Below are 15,560 nucleotides of genomic sequence, written 5' to 3' on the forward strand. Positions count from 1 at the left end.
GACGGCGGCTGACCCGCAGTTCGCCACCCCTCGGCATGTCCGCCATCAACACAGAAGGCGAAACGGTCCACCGGCTCCGGCGGCGGACCGCCATGTGAGATCAAGGCTCATCTTTTGCAGGCACGGGCCAGGCACCGGAATGTCCGCACTAGTGTGCGGAGGTGATCCCACACATGTCGATGTATCCCGCCCACAGTCTGGGCCGGGTCTTGGACGACTTCGGCCGGACCCTGCTGAACCTTGTCCACGGCGATGTGGAGGCCGTGCCCGAGATCGGCGGAGTCGCGATCTTCGACCCACATGATGAGCAGGTCTTTCCCGAGCGGGCGATCGTACTCGGCGTGTCGGTACAGGCCCGCGAGGAGATCGAGCGGCTGCTGCGGCTGCTGGCCACGAAGCGCGCCGCCGCCCTGGTGGTGCGGGCCCCGGTCGCCGAGGCGGAAGAGCTCGGCAGGGTCGTGGCCGAAACGGGGGTGGCGCTGCTCGCGCTGACCCGGGGAGCGTCGTGGGCGCAACTGGCCGCGATGCTACGGATGCTGCTGGCGGAAGGAGATGTCGGGGAGGCGAGCGAGAAGACGCTGGGCGGGATGCCGTCGGGTGACCTGTTCGCCCTGGCCAACGCGATCTCGACGCTCCTTGACGCGCCGATCACGATCGAAGACCGATGTCAGCGGATTCTTGCGTTCTCGGGCCGCCAGGACGAGGCGGACGCCTCTCGGGTGGCCGCTATCCTCGCCCGTCAGGTGCCGGACGGGTACGTGCGGATTTTGGAGAGCCGGGGGGTGTTCCGGCAGCTCTACCGCAGTTCGGAACTGGTTCACATCACTCCGGCGACGATCAAGGAGGGCGAGACGGCACTGCCCCGGGTGGCGGTCGCGGTCAGGGCCGGGGACGAACTACTCGGTTCGATGTGGGCGGCGGTCGCCGAACCGTTGAGCCCGGAACGGGAAGAGGCGTTCAAGGAGGCCGCCAAGCTGGTCGCCTTGCACATGCTGCGGGCCCGTGCGGGCGCCGACGCCGAGAACCGGTTGCGGGCCGATCTGGTGACGACCGCACTGGAGGGAGGCGCCGGCGCGGCGGAGGCGTTGCGTCGGCTCGGTCTCGCGCAGGAGCCGACGCTGGTGATGGCGCTCGCGCTGGCCTCGCACGAGGACAGCGACCATGCCGTCATGACCGCCGAGCGGCAACGGTTGGCCAGCGCGTTGGGTGTCCATCTGACGGCGGTCCAGCCCCGGTCAGCGGTGGCGCTCTTGGGGGACGTGGCTTACGCGATCATGCCGACAGGAAGTGACTCCGCCGTGGCGCACGAGAGGCCGATGCAGGTCGGGACTGACTTCCTGCACCGCGTGGGCGGGCACGAGGTGTTGCTGGGGGTGGGGTCGGTAGCGCAGGAGCCTGCCGCCCTGGCCAGGTCACGTACGAACGCGGACCGAGTGCTGCGAGTGCTGTCACACGAGCGCAGTGGCCGCAAGATTGCCTCGATCGCCGATGTACACGTCGATGCATTGCTGCTGGAGATGCGTGATCTAGCCCAGGCGCACGGCGACGAGTTGTCAGCCCCGATCGCGCGTCTGGTCGCGTACGACACGAAGCACAACTCGCAGTTGGTGGCGACGCTGCGGGCCTGGCTGGATGCGTTCGGGGATGTGATCGAGGCGTCGGCGCGTATGTTCGTGCACCAGAACACCTTCCGGTACCGCATACGCCGCGTCGTGGAGGTGAGCGGGCTGGACTTGGACGACCCCGCGCAGCGGTTCGCGGCCATGCTCCAGTTGCGGCTCATCGAGTCGGCCGGCGGGTCGGGGGCGCTCGCCGTGGGCTGAGTGGACCGCGGAGGTGCGTGCCGAGAGTCACTGATTTCGGAAGCGTGATGCTGTTGAGGGCTGCTCCGGCGAGCGGTCAAGGCCCGCGGGCACTTCCCGAACGAGCAGGCCGCCCTGAAGCGCGTCTACATGGCGATCATGTCGCTCGACCCCACCGGCAAGGGCCAGGCCCGCTGGACCATGCGTTGGAAGACCGTGTTGAACGCCTTCGATACCGCCGGCCTGCCCGCCATCAGCTCCGGAAAGCGAAAGGGTCCACCGACTCCGTCGGCGGACCCTCACGAAAGATCGAGGTTAACGCCCACTCAGGCCGGCCCGCCGAATCAGGAGTCTCACCCAAGCCTGACAGAGAGGGGGAGTCTGGCGACCGCGACAAGACACTCCAACGCTCGAAGAAAAGCCATTCACAATCCTCATCGCATGTATTCGAATCACGAATACCGTCGATGGCGCGAACAGGGCGTACCGTAAGGGGCCCCTAATACTCCAGCAGCACTTTGACGTTTTCCCTGTTCAGGGGCGGTTTGGGTGAGTGTAGTGGGCTGATTCCGGGCCCGTGTTCTCTTTCCCGGACCGCCCCTCGATCGTGTGCAGCCGCCGCTGATAGTGGCAGCGATCTGGGCAGCCTCCGGGCGTGATCGACGAGCGTGCAGTTGAGATCTGGAACGACGAACTCGAGGAACTGTTCCTGCGTACCGGCCACCGCTTCAGGCGCGTCGAGCCGCGCCGCAGGATGCGTGACTACATCCGGGGACTGCTGGGCCCGGTCGGCCGAAAAAACGCTGGCAGCTGGCCGAATACGCCGGACATCCCACACCCGACCGTCTCCAACGGCTCCTCAACGGCGCCCGCTGGGACGCCGACGAGCTCCGCGACGACCTCCAGCACTACGTAGCCGAACGGCTCGGCGAGCCCGATGGAATTCTCATCCTCGACGACACCGGCTTCCTCAAGAAGGGCACCACCTCGGCCGGCGTGCAGCGCCAGTACTCCGGCACCGCCGGCCGCACCGAAAACTGCCAGATCGGAGTATTCGCCGCCTACGCCACCACACGCGGACGCGCCCTGGTGGACCGGGAGTTGTATCTGCCCAAGTCTTGGACCGATGACCGCGACCGCTGCCGCGCCGCGTCGTGGTGCACACCGAGTTCCTCGGCCATGCGGCGGATCACGGGCTTCGGCTCGGCGGTCCGATACATCCGGACCGCACGCTCACGCAACTCCAGCGGGTACTTCCTCGGTGCAGGCATCGTCTGGGCTCCTCTCGCAAAAACCCATCTGACCCTCTGTCACCACTTCCCGCATCTCGGGGGAACCTCAGCCACCACGCCGATGGCGTCGTGGCCCAGAGCGCGAAGCTGAGAGGCAGCAGCCTCAACGGCGGCGGCGTCCCGTGCGAGAAGCGCAACACGGGTCCCTTCGGCGCCGAGTTCCCTTGCGACGGCAAACCCCAGCCCCCGGCTCCCGCCGGTTATCAGGGCCCTCTTGCCTACCAGTTTCAAGTCCATGATCGCTCCTCCTTCTCGGACCCTGCGGCTGTATGCGCGGACGGTCTGTTCAGCCGTGCTCGGCGCGCGTAGAGCCGACTGTCAGGCGTCCACCGAGGACACGACGCCACTGCCACGTGTCGCTGTACTGCTGGAATCGCACGATCATGTCTCCGTCGAAGTCCCACACGTGCGCGAAGATTGCGTCGATGTCCTTTCCGGCTTTTGTGGTGCCGACGTAGCGCCCCTCGACCAGAACGGTCGTCCCACCTGCAACGATGCGACTGACGTTGATGTGGAAATCCGCGAAGTCCTTTGCAAGTTCGTCGAAGACGGTCCTCTGCACTGCGTCGTGGCCTACCAGCGGATTTCCCGGCGAATGGGGAATGTTCTCGGCCTCGATCCACTGCGCATCGGCGGAGAGGATATCGAAAATCGGCTTGAAGTCGCCCTCGGCGAGGCGGTTGTAGACGTTTTCAATTACGGTGCGGTAGCTCATTGGCCTATGTCGTCCTTGTCGTGTGTGGTGTGTCGATGAGGTGCTATTGGATCGAGGTGATTGCCCAGCACATTGGCGAGCAACGGAGCTGGCCGGCGCACCGTCTCTGCTTAAGAGTGGTTCCCCGCATTGTGCCGGAGGGGGGATGTCGTCGCCGTTGTAGCCGTAACCACGCGATTGCGCAGCACGCCTACGCCTTCGAGTTCGACCTCGACGACTTGACCGGCTCGCAGGAACCGACCACTCGAGACCCCCACGCCGCCCGGGGTGCCGGTCAAGATCACGTCGCCAGGGTGGCCGCAGTCCATCGTGGTGTGCGCGGGATGCACCAGGCGGATGTCCCGGCCACCTGGGCCGCGTGGGGGAAGAGCAGGCCGTTGACAGTGACGACCTGGACGAGCCGCTGTTCGTGGCGGCCGTGGCCGCGGGCGTCGTCAGCGGTGGATGACGGGGATCTCCTTCCAGGGCCGGACGTGGAGTTGACGGGCCTGGTTGCGCTGGTTGTTCTTGATGGCCAGCAGGTAGTGGGCGCCGCGTTCGTGCAGGCAGGTGGCGTGATCGCGTGGGGCGTGGAGGGCGTCGGCGGTGACGACGGCCCCCTTGAGACCGGCGTCGTCGAGTTGATCGAGCAGCAGTCGGCACTCGGGGATTTCGTTGGTCTTCGCGCCGATCTCGCGGGAGGCGAGGGTGATGCCGTCGCCGTGCCGGACGGCAAAGAGCACGAAAACCTGGCTGGCGTCCGGGCGCTTCGCACTGCGCAGGCACGTGCCGTCCACCGCGATGGCCGGCACCGGGAGCGCACCGGTTCGGCGCGGGCGGCCGCCCGGTGGACGCGGCGCTGTTCGCGTTCGATGCCGCCGTCGGGCATGAGCGCCGTCATCCCGCGATTCCATCCGTTGGACACACCAACAATAAGGCCTTATGTTGATCCAGCCAACGTTGGAGCCCCCAACATAGGGCCCGTGTCCGTCTCTGCGGACGAAGCGACCCGTCGAAGGAAAGTGCTGACAATGATCCTCATCACGACACCCGGCAAAGTGGGCTCCGAAGCAGCGCGTCTGCTCGCGGAGCGGGGCGAGGCCGTTCGGGTACTGGCCCGAGACCCGGCGAAGGCGGCCGCGCTGAAGCGGGTCGGAGTAGACGTGGCCGAAGGTGACCTCAACGTTCCGGCGTCCATCGACGCGGCCATGCGGAACGTGACGAGCGTGGTGCTTGTCAGCCCTGCTGTACCGGAGCAGGAACTGAACGTGGTCGCCAGCGCCACCCGCGCCGACGTCGCCCACGTCGTGAAGGTCACCAGCAAGGCATCGGCAGAGTCACCGATCGCCAGGCAACGCGGACAGGTCGAAATCGAAAACGGTCTGATCGCCTCAGGGCTGGGCCACACCCTCCTGCGCAGCAACTTCTATATGCAGAACCTCCTCATGCTGGCACCCGCCATTTCACGGACCGGCCGTTTCGGGTCCTCCGCCGGTGCCGGGCAGGTCGGTTTCGTCGATGCCCGTGACGTCGCAGCAGTGGCTGCGGAGATCGCTTCCTCCCCCGGTCCTCACATCAGCAGGACATACCTGCTCACCGGGCCCGAACTGCTTTCCTACGCCGATGTGGCGGCAACGCTGACAACGGTGCTCGGCCGCCCCGTCGCCTTCGACGAGCGCACAGCCGAAGAGGATAAGCAAGCGATGGTGAGCGTCGGAGTGCCGGAGCCGATAGCCGCGATGAACGCCCACGCGGTCAGCCTGATCGCCGAGGGCGAGGGGGCCTGGCTGTCCGATGACGTGCTGGCGGTCCTTGGCCGGCAGGCCCGCACTTACCAGCAGTTCATCACCGATCACACGGCCGCGTTCTCCTGAAGCGCCATCGGTCGGGACACCCACCGGGCCGCATCGTCCGCTGCACCGGACCGCCCCGGCTGACTTCACCGGCTGACCTCACCGGCGCCAACCCGGTACGGCGAGACCGACGACGCTCGGAATCGTCGCTGGAGCAACGCGACCTCCTGCCTACGCCAGAACTCCCGAGAGCGGAAAGCGACGATGCCATGAATGTACGCAAACACTTCGGGGCCGGTCGGCTCCTCATCTCTGCCGTGGCCCTCACCACAGCCATCGGCCCCTACATCGCCGACTGGAACAAGACCCACATCCACAACCCCGACTGGCCGCCCCACGCCAAGTTCCACAACGCCCAGACCATGAGTCTCGGACTGTCTCTGGCCGCGACAACTCTCCACCACCTGTGGAAGAGGCCGGCCGCACAAGGACCCACCCGCGAAGGACTCGACAGCGCGGCGATCTGTGCGAGCCTCTACTGGATCACCCAGATCTCCGCTCTCGCCTACCCCGGCTCCGCCGCCGTTGATCCGCCCGACACCGCCAAGTTCCCCCAAGGAAAGTTCGCACTGCCGTCCTTGGCACTCATCGGACTCGGCTATGTCCTGGAACGCACGCGTACCGCGAAACTGCCTGCTGAATGATGTCCCGGTGGTGCCGGCCCCCGCGGGGCCGGCACCGCCGATGCGGTTATCCGCCCTTCATCCACCCCGCTGAGCGCGCGCACAGCACCGTCGGCCTGGTGGCCGGGTCAGTTGGCGTCGATCTGCACCGACAAGTCGTTGTCCACCGGGCAGTGGGGCGCACCGTCATGCCGTCGAGCGCGGCAGCCGGATACACGAAGACCTTCTCGCGATCGGCCACGTCGTCCAGGAGCCGGCCCACCCGGATCCGTGGTGCGTCCGCCGCTGGACGAGCGATCTCGGCCGCACTCGCCTCCTCGGCGGGCAGGTCGGTGATGGCATAGACGGTCTCACTGGACCACTTCTTCGCTCCGTAGAGGCGTCTGCGCTGGATGCGCAAGGACCTGGGCCGCGTGGGGGAAGAGCAGGCCCTTGACAGTGACGACCTGGACGAGCCGCTGTTCGTGGCGGCCGTGGCCGCGGGCGTCGTCAGGGGTGGATGACGGGGATCTCCTTCCAGGGCCGGGCGTGGAGTTGACGGGCCTGGTTGCGCTGGTTGTTCTTGATGGCCAGCAGGTAGTGGGCGCCGCGTTCGTGCAGGCAGGTGGCGTGATCGCGTGGGGCGTGGAGGGCGTCGGCGGTGACGACGGCCCCCTTGAGACCGGCGTCGTCGAGCTGGTCGAGCAGGGGTCGGCACTCGGGGATTTCGTTGGTCTTCGCGCCGATCTCGCGGGAGGCGAGGGTGATGCCGTCGCCGTGCCGGACGGCAAAGAGCACCCATGACCTGGCTGGCGTCCGGGCGCTTCGCACTGCGCAGGCACGTGCCGTCCACCGCGATGGCCCGGCGCCGGAAGCGCACCGGTTCGGCGCGGGCGGCCGCCCGGTGGACGCGGCGCTGTTCGCGTTCGATGCCGCCGTCGGGCATGAGCGGCTCGGAAGAGTGGGACACCGTGGACAGCAGGGGCCGCAGGTGGTCGTAGCCGGCCGCGCTGACCTCACCGGGATCGAGCCGCCCCAGAACGGTGCGCAAGGTCTTCTCGCTCGGAATCCGGTAGCGGCCGAGCAACGGGATGCCAGGGCAGACCGAAAGCGGCCAGTTCCTCCGGCACGGCGCGTCTGCACCACTCCGCCGCCGCGGTGATGGAGTCATGGCCCGCCGGGGTCATCGCACAGACCACCAAGGCCAGCAGCGAGGAGACCCGGTAGCGCACCCCGCACGCCCCGCGAGGATCGGTGACCGACTCGAACTCGGCAACCAGGCCGCGGACTTGGTCTCGCACGGCATCCGAGCCGAGCGCCTCCAGGCGGGGCGCCGCAGAGACGGGAACGACGGCAGGAAATGATGGAGGAACCAACACGGCACCTTCGTGGATCTTGCAGCGTGGAGAACTCCATGATCCACAGGTGCCGCGTTTATCTGCTTCCGGGGCCCGCCAGCATGATCAACCAGGCCAGGCCGGAGCGATCCATGCAAACGCCGGGGCCCTGTCTCTGAAGGCGGGGAGGAGGAGAGGGATGGCCCTCTGCGCTGCGTTTCACGTCACCATGCCTTGGCGGAAGGCGTAGATGACTGCTTGGACGCGGTCGCGGAGGCCGAGTTTGGTGAGGATACGCGACACGAAGGTTTTGACGGTCTCCTGACTGATCTGCAGGACTCCGGCGATTTCGCTGTTGGAGAGGCCGTCCGAGATGAGGCGGAGGACCTCCAGTTCGCGGGGGGTCAGCGGTACGTCGGGCGCGGCGGTGCCCGTCGCGGGCTGGATCCGGGCGGCGTACCTGCCCACGAGCCGGCGTGTCACCTCGGGGTCCAGCAGTGCCGCGCCCGTTGCCACGGTCCGGATTGCGTGGAGCAGCTGGGCCGGAGGTGCGTCCTTGAGCAGGAACCCGCTCGCCCCCGCGCGCAGTGCCTCGTAGACGTATTCGTCCAGGTTGAACGTGGTCACCACGAGCACCTTGCCGGGGTGTGCCACCCCGGCACCGGCCAGCAGGCGGGTGGCCTCGATGCCGTCGAGCACCGGCATGCGGATGTCCATCACCACGACATCGGGGCGCAGCCGCTGGGCGAGGTCGACCCCGGTCTGCCCGTCCCCGCACTGACCCGCCACCTCGAGGTCGGGCTGGGCGTCGATGATCGTGGCCATCCCGGTACGGATCAGAACCTGGTCGTCGCAGAGCAGGACACGGATCGGCTCGGTCACGACGCGCCCCCGGGGATACGTGCCCGCACAACGAAACCGCCGCCGCTCTGCCGGCCGGCGCTGAAGTCGCCACCCAGCACGTCGACCCGCTCACGGAGACCGGCGAGGCCCCGCCCGCTTCCGCCCGGGACCCCGGAGTGCGAACCGGAACCGTCCGTGCTGACCTCCACAGTGATCTCGCTTTCGCCGTGCATCACTTGGACCGATGTACGGCTGCCGTGGGCGTACTTGAGTGCGTTGGTCAGGGCTTCCTGCACGACCCGGTAGGCCACGAGGTCGGCGCTGCCGGTCGACTTTGCGGGCGTGCCCTCCTCGGTGAACTCCACCGACTGCCCGGCGCGGCGGGTCTGCTCCACAAGCGTGAGAAGCCTGCCGACGGCCGGCGCCCTGTCCTCGGTGCTGTGGTCGGGGTTGAGCAGGTCGAGCAGGTGGCGCAGGTCGGTGATGGCCCGGCGACCGGTATCGGCGACGGTGGTCAGGGTCTGGTCCAGACGATCGGGCGCGGCGGTCAGATAGCGTGCCGCCTCGACCTGCACGACCATCGCCGTCACGTGGTGGGTCACGACATCGTGGAGCTCGCGGGCGATACGGGTGCGTTCGGTGACGCGAGTCTCCTCGGCGACGCGGCGGCGGCGTTCTGCCTCCGCGGCGCGAGTGGCGCGGAGCCACGTCCCCGCGCCCCAGGCGAGGGCCAGCAGCAGGTAGAACGTCACGAACTCGCCGGGCGGTTCGCCCGAACCGAGCCGGGAGAGCATGACTGCCAGCGGTACGTATGCCGCGGAGAGGAGGAGTACGGTGCTGCGCCGGTGCCGCTCCAGATGCAACCCGCCGCTCAGCAGCGCGATGGGCAGTGCGGCAGCCGCCAGCAGGTGGTAGCCGCGGAGCTGATCGACGGCGAAGCCGACCGACACCAGGGCGACGCAGACGACTGGCCACCGCCGACGCACGGCGAGCGGGAAACACTCGAGGGCGACTGCCACGGCGGCCAAGCCGTCGAAGGGGCGGTTCGGTATGCCGCCGAGCTGCGTCCCGTGCTTGTGGAACACCGGCAGGAGGAGCGACGCGGCGAGGAACAGCAGCCCGAGCGGCAGATCGCGGACCGTGACGTCGAACCGGCGCCACAGGCCCGGGACCCGCCAAGAATTGATCATCGGGAGAGTATAGGGGTGGCCATGCCCCGGTCTGCGCGGCGGCGGGGTACCAAGTGGCCACGCCGGCGAGCCAACCACATGAACGCGATGGTCAACACCACGCCGAACAGTACCGAATACACACTTCCCTCCGGGCCGAACTCACCGCCGGTGACCAGATTCGAGCCCGAGATCGTGGAGTCCAGGATTCCCCGCTGGGTGTCGGTACCCGAGACATCGGTGCTGAAGATACCGGACGCGGCGAAGTTCCAGCCGAAGTGAAGGCCGATCGGAACCCACAGTTTGCGGGTGGCCGCGTACGCGGCGCCGAGCATACCGCCGGCCTCGATGGCGATGGCGATGGCACCCCACAGGCTGGCGTGCGGGTTGAGCAGGTGCGACAGGCCGAACAGCCCGCCGGTCAGTGCCAGCGCTATCCACGTGCCGGCTCGTTCCTCCAGCATCCGGAACAGAAAGCCGCGGAACAACAGTTCCTCCCTCACGGCGGCGGCGGCCATGAAGCCGAACAAGCCCACCGCGCCCGTGACCGAGCCCAGATCGTTGACCTTGTAGTCCCCAAGGAGGGCGATGATCGCGATGACGGCCCCGAACAGCCCGACACCCATCAGCGTTCCCCGGCCGATACCCGACGCCGCGCCCTGCGCGGACACCTCCGTGACCGGGCGGTGCTCGGTCCGCTGTACCACCCACCTGTAGACAAGTACCGCGAGAACCGAGGTCACGATGCCGAGGACGAGCGTGAGCCCCGGATGCCCATCCGCTGCGGCAACGACCAGGCTTCCCGTCACGAAGGCCACGACAACGGCTACCAACTGCCACACGACTCTCATGAAGACTCCTTCGCCGGGCCCGCGGACGGAGCACCAAGGCTGAGCTCGAACGCTACGGATCCAGCGGTCCGGAATCGTCACGACAGAGTGGACACTTGCGTGTAGCTCGCCCGGGGGACAGACCACACTGGTGGGGGACAGACCACACGGTCCGGCACCCCAACCAGACGCTGTGCGTTGGTGGGCGAACCAATCGGCCGAAGTGGATCACTGGCAAGCGCAGCCTGCCCCGCCCGTGTGGCAGTGGAGCCCAGGCATCACGGTGGGCAGCGGGCGCCCGAGCTTGGACTGATCGCTTACGTCACCGTTCAGCCCCTGGGTTGTATCGGGCCGGAGATCAGGGGCCGGTGATGCCGACGTGGTCATCGAGGAAGTCAAAGAACCGCTGGGAGGCGAGGGCGCGGGCCGTCGGTTCGCAGTGTCCGGCAGCTCCTTCGGCTGCGGTGAAGCGGGCATGCACCTTCTCGCCCGGGATCATGTCGTACAGCCGCCTGGGCTGGCCTACGAAGTACGCTTCGTCGTCGGGATCGGCGATCAGCACCGGGGTCGTGATCTGTGCGGCCAGCTCCGGCGTGATCTCGTAGCGCCTGGTCTCGAGGAACGTGTCGAAGAAGCTCGGGCAGCCGAACGGCGTGGACCGCCAAGTGAAGATCCGCTTGAGGTTGGACGGGAGGAGCTCGATGGCAGCGTTGAACGCCTCACGCTCGCCGTTGTCAAGCAGCCCCCTCAGCGTGGGCGGCAGCATGGCATACCACGCTTCGGACACGTTGACCACCCCGTCGTCGATCACTGCGGCCGCGAAGCGGTGCTCGAACGCCAAAGCGCGCGGGGTCCAGTATCCGCCCTGGCTGACGCCGTAGAGGGCGAGCCGCTCCGGGTCCACGCCCGGCAGGCGCAGTGTCGCGTCGACGACGGGCGTGATGACGTGCTCCCAGTCGGGCCGGAAATGGACGCCTCGCTCGAAGAGCATGCGCTGCTGGCCTGGCCCGTCGAACACCACGACGTTGTAGCCCCGCACCGACGCCTCGAACCCGTAGCCGGGCCACAGGTAGCTCGCCGCCCCGTCAGCGCCGTTGACCATGACCAGCGTCGGCTTGAGGCCGTCGCCGGGTGCGGCGAAGAACCAGCCGGGCATCGTGGTGCCCTCGTAGGCGATCTCCAGCGGCTCGGGCGGGTTGTCCAGCAGGCCGAGGTACTGCTCCCAGCACCGGCGATAGGCGGCGAACGTACGTGCCCTGAGGGCGTCCGGCTCGTCGCACGCGTCGACCACCAAAACACACGACGCGTAGTACGTCGCCGCACGCAGCAGTGCGTTACGGCCACTCACTCGGTGGCCGCGCCGCACACAGTTTTCGCCTATCTCGGCGACGCGGTCCGCCGTTGCCTCCCACTCGCGTGCCCACGAGGCGAGGTCACCGTCGGTGATGCGCTCGATCGTCGCCAGCGTCTCACCGGTATCCGCCGCACCGGTGTACACACGCCCCAGCATCGCCCGGGCCATCGAGTTCATCGAGGGGTCGACGAAGAAGGTGACACGGTTTTCTGCCGTTGTTGTGGTGCTCATCGTCCCGTCTCCCAAATAAGAGTTGAATTCATCTCCTGTGAGAGTAGGGCGCCCGCGTAAGGAACGCAAACCTTCCCTATACTGGGGGCGTGACCACATCTGCCAACACACCTTCTCGCCGGCGCCGTGGGCCCGAGCTGGAGGCGGCATTGCTCCAAGCCGCCTGGGACGAGCTGGTCGAGGTCGGCTTCGCGAAGCTCACCATGGAGTCCGTCGCCGCCCGCGCCAGCACTGGCGTCGCCGTGCTGTACCGGCGCTGGACCAACAAGGACCAGCTCGTGCTCGCCGCGATCGAGCACTACCGCAACAGCCACCCGGTCGATGTTCCCGACACCGGTTCCCTGCGAGGTGATCTGCTCGCCCAACTGACAATCATGAGTGAGGCCCGTGCCGCCTTCTTCGCCGTCGCCGCGGCTGCCGCCTTCTCCGGACTGCTGAGCGAGGCCGGCCTCACCCCCGCGCAAGCACGCGACAAGATCATGGGCGCCCAGACCCTTCCTCCCGTCCGGTCCGTCTACCAGCGCGCCCACGACCGCGGTGAGATCGACCTGGAACGGACGCCCTCCGCAGTGCTCGCCATGCCGTTCGACCTGGTGCGCCACGACCTGCTCATGCACTTCAAACCAGTGCAGCCTGCCCGCATCCGCTCGATCGTCGACGACCTCTTCCTCCCGCTCCTCCGCCGCCGTCCGGACTCGCCCTGACCCGTGCCACTGCGCGGAAGTTCCTGGAGTGTCGGGCCGCTGGACTGTCGCGCAGACAACTGGTGGCGGTCACCTCCACCACAATCGACCCGCTCGCCGCGCGGTTCATCGCCAACATGCGCAGGCACGGCGTGCACGTGCCCCGCGACGTGCGAACTCAACTCGGAGGGGACAACTCGACTCCCGCCAAGGCGCGACCGTCCTCCTGAAGGATCGCCGCCGAGGCGGTAGGCGACCAGGTCGTTCGCCGGCGACAGACAGCGGGGGGCGGCGCCAGCACCCATCGACTCTGCGAAGGCCGGACCTGGACGCATCGACGCCCGCACGGGCCGGCGTTGCTGCGGCGACCGCCCGGAGGGCGCACCGGCGCCCTGCCCGACGACGCAGACGAGCCGTACGGCATCGCCGTCCCACGACTCGGCGCGCCCGGGCAACTCGGCGCGCCCGGGCAACTCCGCACGGCCGGCGGCAATCAGGCGCGCACGGCGGCGGTCCGCAGGCCAGGAGCGCGGTCCCGGCTTCGTCCCCTCAACTGCCGACTGATGCGAGATCAGGTCAGGGCCGCCGGCGCGCTCGACCACCTCGTCAGCGTCGCCGCGGAGCGGGCCGGCGGGCCGGTCGTCTCCGTCGAGCGCCGCGCGCTGCTCGCGGCCTTCGATGCCAAGGTCCTCGGACCCATCCTGCTGGCCAAGCACTTCGCCCCGATGATCGCCGAAGAGGGATCGCTGCTGTTCTTCTCCGGCCTGGGCGCGTGGCGGCCGTCACCGGGAGGCGTCGCGATGGCAGCCACCAACGGCAGCGTCAGCGCGCTCGCATCCGCCCTCGCGGTTGAACTGGCGCCCACGCGCGTCAACGCCATCTCGCCCGGAGTGGTCACCACCAGCGCGTGGGACACCGCGGTACCCGACAAGCACGAGCTGTTCCAGCGTGTCGCGGCTTCCGCGCCGGCGCGCCGTGTCGGGGAGCCCTCCGACGTCTCGGCCGCCGCCCGCGCGCTGCTGACCAACCCTTTCATCACCGGCGAGACCCTCCACGTCGACGGCGGAGCGCGCTGGGCCTGACCCCCGGCACGAGCGGCACAGGCGAAAGAGCGACAAAGCAGATCGCGTCCCCACCACATCTGTCACGACTGAGGACCGAGATACATCATGAGCGACATCAGCATCATCGGCCTGGGAAACATGGCCCGCACCATCGCCGCCCGGGCGGTCGCAGGCGGCAAAACTGTCGAGGTCATCGGCCGCGACGCGGCCAGGGCCAAGAAGCTGGCCGAAGCCCTCGGCAGCGGCACCACGGCCGGGACGTTCGGCACCGCACCGGCTGGCGACATCGTCATACTCGCCGTGCCGCACGGCAACGCGGCGCCGGTCGTCGCCCAGTACGGCGACCTGCTGGCAGGCAAGGTCATCATCGACATCACCAACGCCTTCAACTCCGACGCTACCGGGCTGACCACCGGTTTCGGCACCTCCATCGCGCAGGAGATCGCCAAGGTCGCCCCCGCCGGCGCGCACGTCGTGAAGGCGTTCAACACCGTCTTCGGCCACGTCCTGGCCCAGGGCCGCCCGCTGGACGTACTCGTCGCCGGCGACGACGCCCAGGCCAAGGCAACGGTGGCGGCATTCATCGAGAGCCTCGGGCTGCGGCCGCTGGACACCGGCTCCCTGGAAATGGCGCGCTCGCTGGAGGGAACAGGCCTGCTGATGATGGGCCTGGGCCGCCACGGCGCAGGGAACTTCAACTTCACCCTCGGCGTCAACACGTCCGCCTGAGCACACCCGCCCCCGCGACCTGCCCTCGCCCATGCCAGGCGCCATGCCTGGGGCCTGGCATGGGGCCGAGAAGGGCTGATGCGCACCCGAACCACCCACCACCCCCCGCAAACGTCAACGTGAGGTGTCGCATCAGCACCACAGAAGTGTCCGATTCCGCCCGGCCTTCCTATGCCCGCGGCACCGCATCCGGCAGCACCCTGCCCGACGACCTGAAGTTCCCCCGCTGCGTGGGGGCGGCTGACTGGCTGGCCAGGGCATACTCCAGCGTGGTCAGGACAAGGTTGGCGTCCGCGTGGGCGGAGGTCTCCCAGGCCACCACCCGGCGGGAGAACGCGTCATGGTCAGGTCGGTGACCCACAACCGGTTCGGCCCGTTTGCGGTGAAGTCGCGTTGCACCAGGTCAGGGGCCAGATCGGCGCCTGGGTCACGTCGGGTGAAGCCCTTGCTCCGCCGGGGGCCGATCCCGGCCAGGCCGGCCTGGCGCATGAGCCGTTCAACGCGTTTACGGCCGACGTGGACGCCTTCGCTGCCAACCGTTCGATGGCGGCCAGGGTGTCCCTGCCGTCCCGGCCCAGCGCAAAGCCCGGCGCGAGTACGAGAACCGCGTCACCGGCCTCGGAAATCCGGTCTGAACAAGATAAGTCGCTTAGCGCCAACCGCTGTTCCGTTGTACCTACCGCCACCATCACAGGGCGTGATCGAAGCTTGCGGCCGCTTGGCGAATACGCGACACCTCAACATGCGAGCCCACCAGTCCACCAGTCGAGGCCGTGTCCGAACGGGAGGGAACTCAAGTCGGCTCTGGCTGGCGTGCGGAACGAGCCCCGCCCGCATGCGCGGCGGCTACAGCGGTGGCGGGGCGGTGTTTCACAGGCGAACACTCATGAAACCCCCTCGGGCGGCTGCGTTTCGGCCGGCGTCTGGGCTGGGAGTTCTGGGTCTAAGGGCTGTCCCGTAACTGCTGGTCATAGTGAGATGATCTTGGTGTGACTGGTGTGATCACGGCGTCGGAGCCGTCCTGGATAGCCCCGTTCACCGGGCTGAGCCCGCGTGCCTTCGGGAAGCTGGTCACGG

The 15,560-nt window shown here is 68.0% G+C and carries 14 protein-coding genes and 6 pseudogenes; 9 read left to right on the forward strand and 11 right to left on the reverse strand.

The annotated features are described in order from the left end of the window. The first annotated feature begins 173 nt into the window (after positions 1-173). The 3 genes and pseudogenes from ACWDUZ_RS34265 to ACWDUZ_RS34275 form a co-directional block, all read left to right on the forward strand. Positions 174-1,823 (forward strand): PucR family transcriptional regulator, encoded by a 1,650-nt coding sequence (locus ACWDUZ_RS34265; RefSeq protein WP_451635722.1) that lies wholly within the window; start codon positions 174-176, stop codon positions 1,821-1,823. A gap of 66 nt (positions 1,824-1,889) precedes the next feature. Continuing rightward, positions 1,890-2,033, forward strand: a pseudogene (locus ACWDUZ_RS34270) (IS256 family transposase); the annotation flags it as partial. A gap of 448 nt (positions 2,034-2,481) precedes the next feature. Next, a pseudogene (locus tag ACWDUZ_RS34275) lies at positions 2,482-2,954 on the forward strand (IS701 family transposase); the annotation flags it as partial. Here ACWDUZ_RS34275 and ACWDUZ_RS34280 read toward each other — a convergent pair. The 5 genes and pseudogenes from ACWDUZ_RS34280 to ACWDUZ_RS34300 form a co-directional block, all read right to left on the reverse strand. After that, positions 2,864-3,073 carry a hypothetical protein gene (locus tag ACWDUZ_RS34280; RefSeq protein ID WP_451635737.1) on the reverse strand — a complete coding sequence of 70 codons (210 nt, stop codon included), beginning with the start codon at positions 3,071-3,073 and terminating at the stop codon, positions 2,864-2,866. The pseudogene ACWDUZ_RS34275 and the gene ACWDUZ_RS34280 sit on opposite strands and share 91 nt — an antisense overlap. 39 nt (positions 3,074-3,112) lie before the next feature. Beyond that, positions 3,113-3,331, reverse strand: coding sequence for an SDR family NAD(P)-dependent oxidoreductase (locus ACWDUZ_RS34285; RefSeq protein ID WP_451635723.1), 219 nt, complete (start codon positions 3,329-3,331; stop codon positions 3,113-3,115). Positions 3,332-3,380: 49 nt separating this feature from the next. Next, positions 3,381-3,809, reverse strand: coding sequence for a nuclear transport factor 2 family protein (locus tag ACWDUZ_RS34290; protein WP_451635724.1), 429 nt, complete (start codon positions 3,807-3,809; stop codon positions 3,381-3,383). 110 nt (positions 3,810-3,919) lie between these two features. Then, complete coding sequence (locus tag ACWDUZ_RS34295) at positions 3,920-4,117, reverse strand: fumarylacetoacetate hydrolase family protein (RefSeq protein ID WP_451635725.1); 198 nt, start codon at positions 4,115-4,117, stop codon at positions 3,920-3,922. 38 nt (positions 4,118-4,155) lie between these two features. Next, positions 4,156-4,680, reverse strand: a pseudogene (locus ACWDUZ_RS34300) (ISAs1 family transposase); the annotation flags it as partial. 139 nt (positions 4,681-4,819) lie between these two features. Between ACWDUZ_RS34300 and ACWDUZ_RS34305 the strand changes: the two are divergent. Continuing rightward, entirely contained in the window at positions 4,820-5,662 is an 843-nt protein-coding gene (locus ACWDUZ_RS34305) for an NmrA family NAD(P)-binding protein (protein ID WP_451635726.1), read from the forward strand. A 236-nt stretch (positions 5,663-5,898) separates the two neighbouring features. After that, a complete protein-coding gene (locus tag ACWDUZ_RS34310) occupies positions 5,899-6,285 on the forward strand; it encodes a DUF6640 family protein (protein ID WP_451635727.1) in 387 nt (128 codons plus the stop codon). A gap of 271 nt (positions 6,286-6,556) precedes the next feature. Here the strand turns inward: ACWDUZ_RS34310 and ACWDUZ_RS34315 are convergent. The 5 genes and pseudogenes from ACWDUZ_RS34315 to ACWDUZ_RS34335 form a co-directional block, all read right to left on the reverse strand. Further along, positions 6,557-7,622, reverse strand: a pseudogene (locus ACWDUZ_RS34315) (ISAs1 family transposase); the annotation flags it as partial. Between the two features lie 177 nt (positions 7,623-7,799). Then, positions 7,800-8,462 carry a response regulator gene (locus tag ACWDUZ_RS34320; protein WP_451635728.1) on the reverse strand — a complete coding sequence of 221 codons (663 nt, stop codon included), beginning with the start codon at positions 8,460-8,462 and terminating at the stop codon, positions 7,800-7,802. Next, on the reverse strand, positions 8,459-9,613 hold the full coding sequence (locus tag ACWDUZ_RS34325) for a sensor histidine kinase (protein WP_451635729.1): 1,155 nt from the start codon (positions 9,611-9,613) through the stop codon (positions 8,459-8,461). Before ACWDUZ_RS34325 ends, ACWDUZ_RS34320 begins: the two co-directional genes overlap by 4 nt. Further along, positions 9,610-10,443 carry a CPBP family glutamic-type intramembrane protease gene (locus ACWDUZ_RS34330; protein WP_451635730.1) on the reverse strand — a complete coding sequence of 278 codons (834 nt, stop codon included), beginning with the start codon at positions 10,441-10,443 and terminating at the stop codon, positions 9,610-9,612. Before ACWDUZ_RS34330 ends, ACWDUZ_RS34325 begins: the two co-directional genes overlap by 4 nt. Before the next feature lie 337 nt (positions 10,444-10,780). Further along, positions 10,781-12,007 carry an alpha/beta hydrolase family protein gene (locus tag ACWDUZ_RS34335; protein WP_451635731.1) on the reverse strand — a complete coding sequence of 409 codons (1,227 nt, stop codon included), beginning with the start codon at positions 12,005-12,007 and terminating at the stop codon, positions 10,781-10,783. An 89-nt stretch (positions 12,008-12,096) separates the two neighbouring features. Between ACWDUZ_RS34335 and ACWDUZ_RS34340 the strand changes: the two genes are divergently transcribed. The 3 genes from ACWDUZ_RS34340 to ACWDUZ_RS34350 all read left to right on the forward strand — a co-directional run bounded on the left by ACWDUZ_RS34340 (position 12,097) and on the right by ACWDUZ_RS34350 (position 14,483). Beyond that, positions 12,097-12,711, forward strand: coding sequence for a TetR/AcrR family transcriptional regulator (locus ACWDUZ_RS34340; RefSeq protein ID WP_451635732.1), 615 nt, complete (start codon positions 12,097-12,099; stop codon positions 12,709-12,711). Positions 12,712-13,253: 542 nt separating this feature from the next. Then, positions 13,254-13,772: an SDR family oxidoreductase gene (locus ACWDUZ_RS34345; protein WP_451635733.1), complete on the forward strand. Its 519-nt coding sequence runs from the start codon at positions 13,254-13,256 to the stop codon at positions 13,770-13,772. Positions 13,773-13,859: 87 nt separating this feature from the next. Beyond that, a complete protein-coding gene (locus ACWDUZ_RS34350) occupies positions 13,860-14,483 on the forward strand; it encodes an NADPH-dependent F420 reductase (protein ID WP_451635734.1) in 624 nt (207 codons plus the stop codon). 273 nt (positions 14,484-14,756) lie between these two features. Here ACWDUZ_RS34350 and ACWDUZ_RS34355 read toward each other — a convergent pair. Continuing rightward, positions 14,757-14,978, reverse strand: a pseudogene (locus tag ACWDUZ_RS34355) (hypothetical protein); the annotation flags it as partial. A 494-nt stretch (positions 14,979-15,472) separates the two neighbouring features. On the opposite strand from ACWDUZ_RS34355, the pseudogene ACWDUZ_RS34360 reads away from it, so the two are divergent. After that, a pseudogene (locus ACWDUZ_RS34360) lies at positions 15,473-15,560 on the forward strand (IS5/IS1182 family transposase); the annotation flags it as partial.

The organism is Streptomyces sp. NPDC003393 (genome assembly GCF_053589015.1).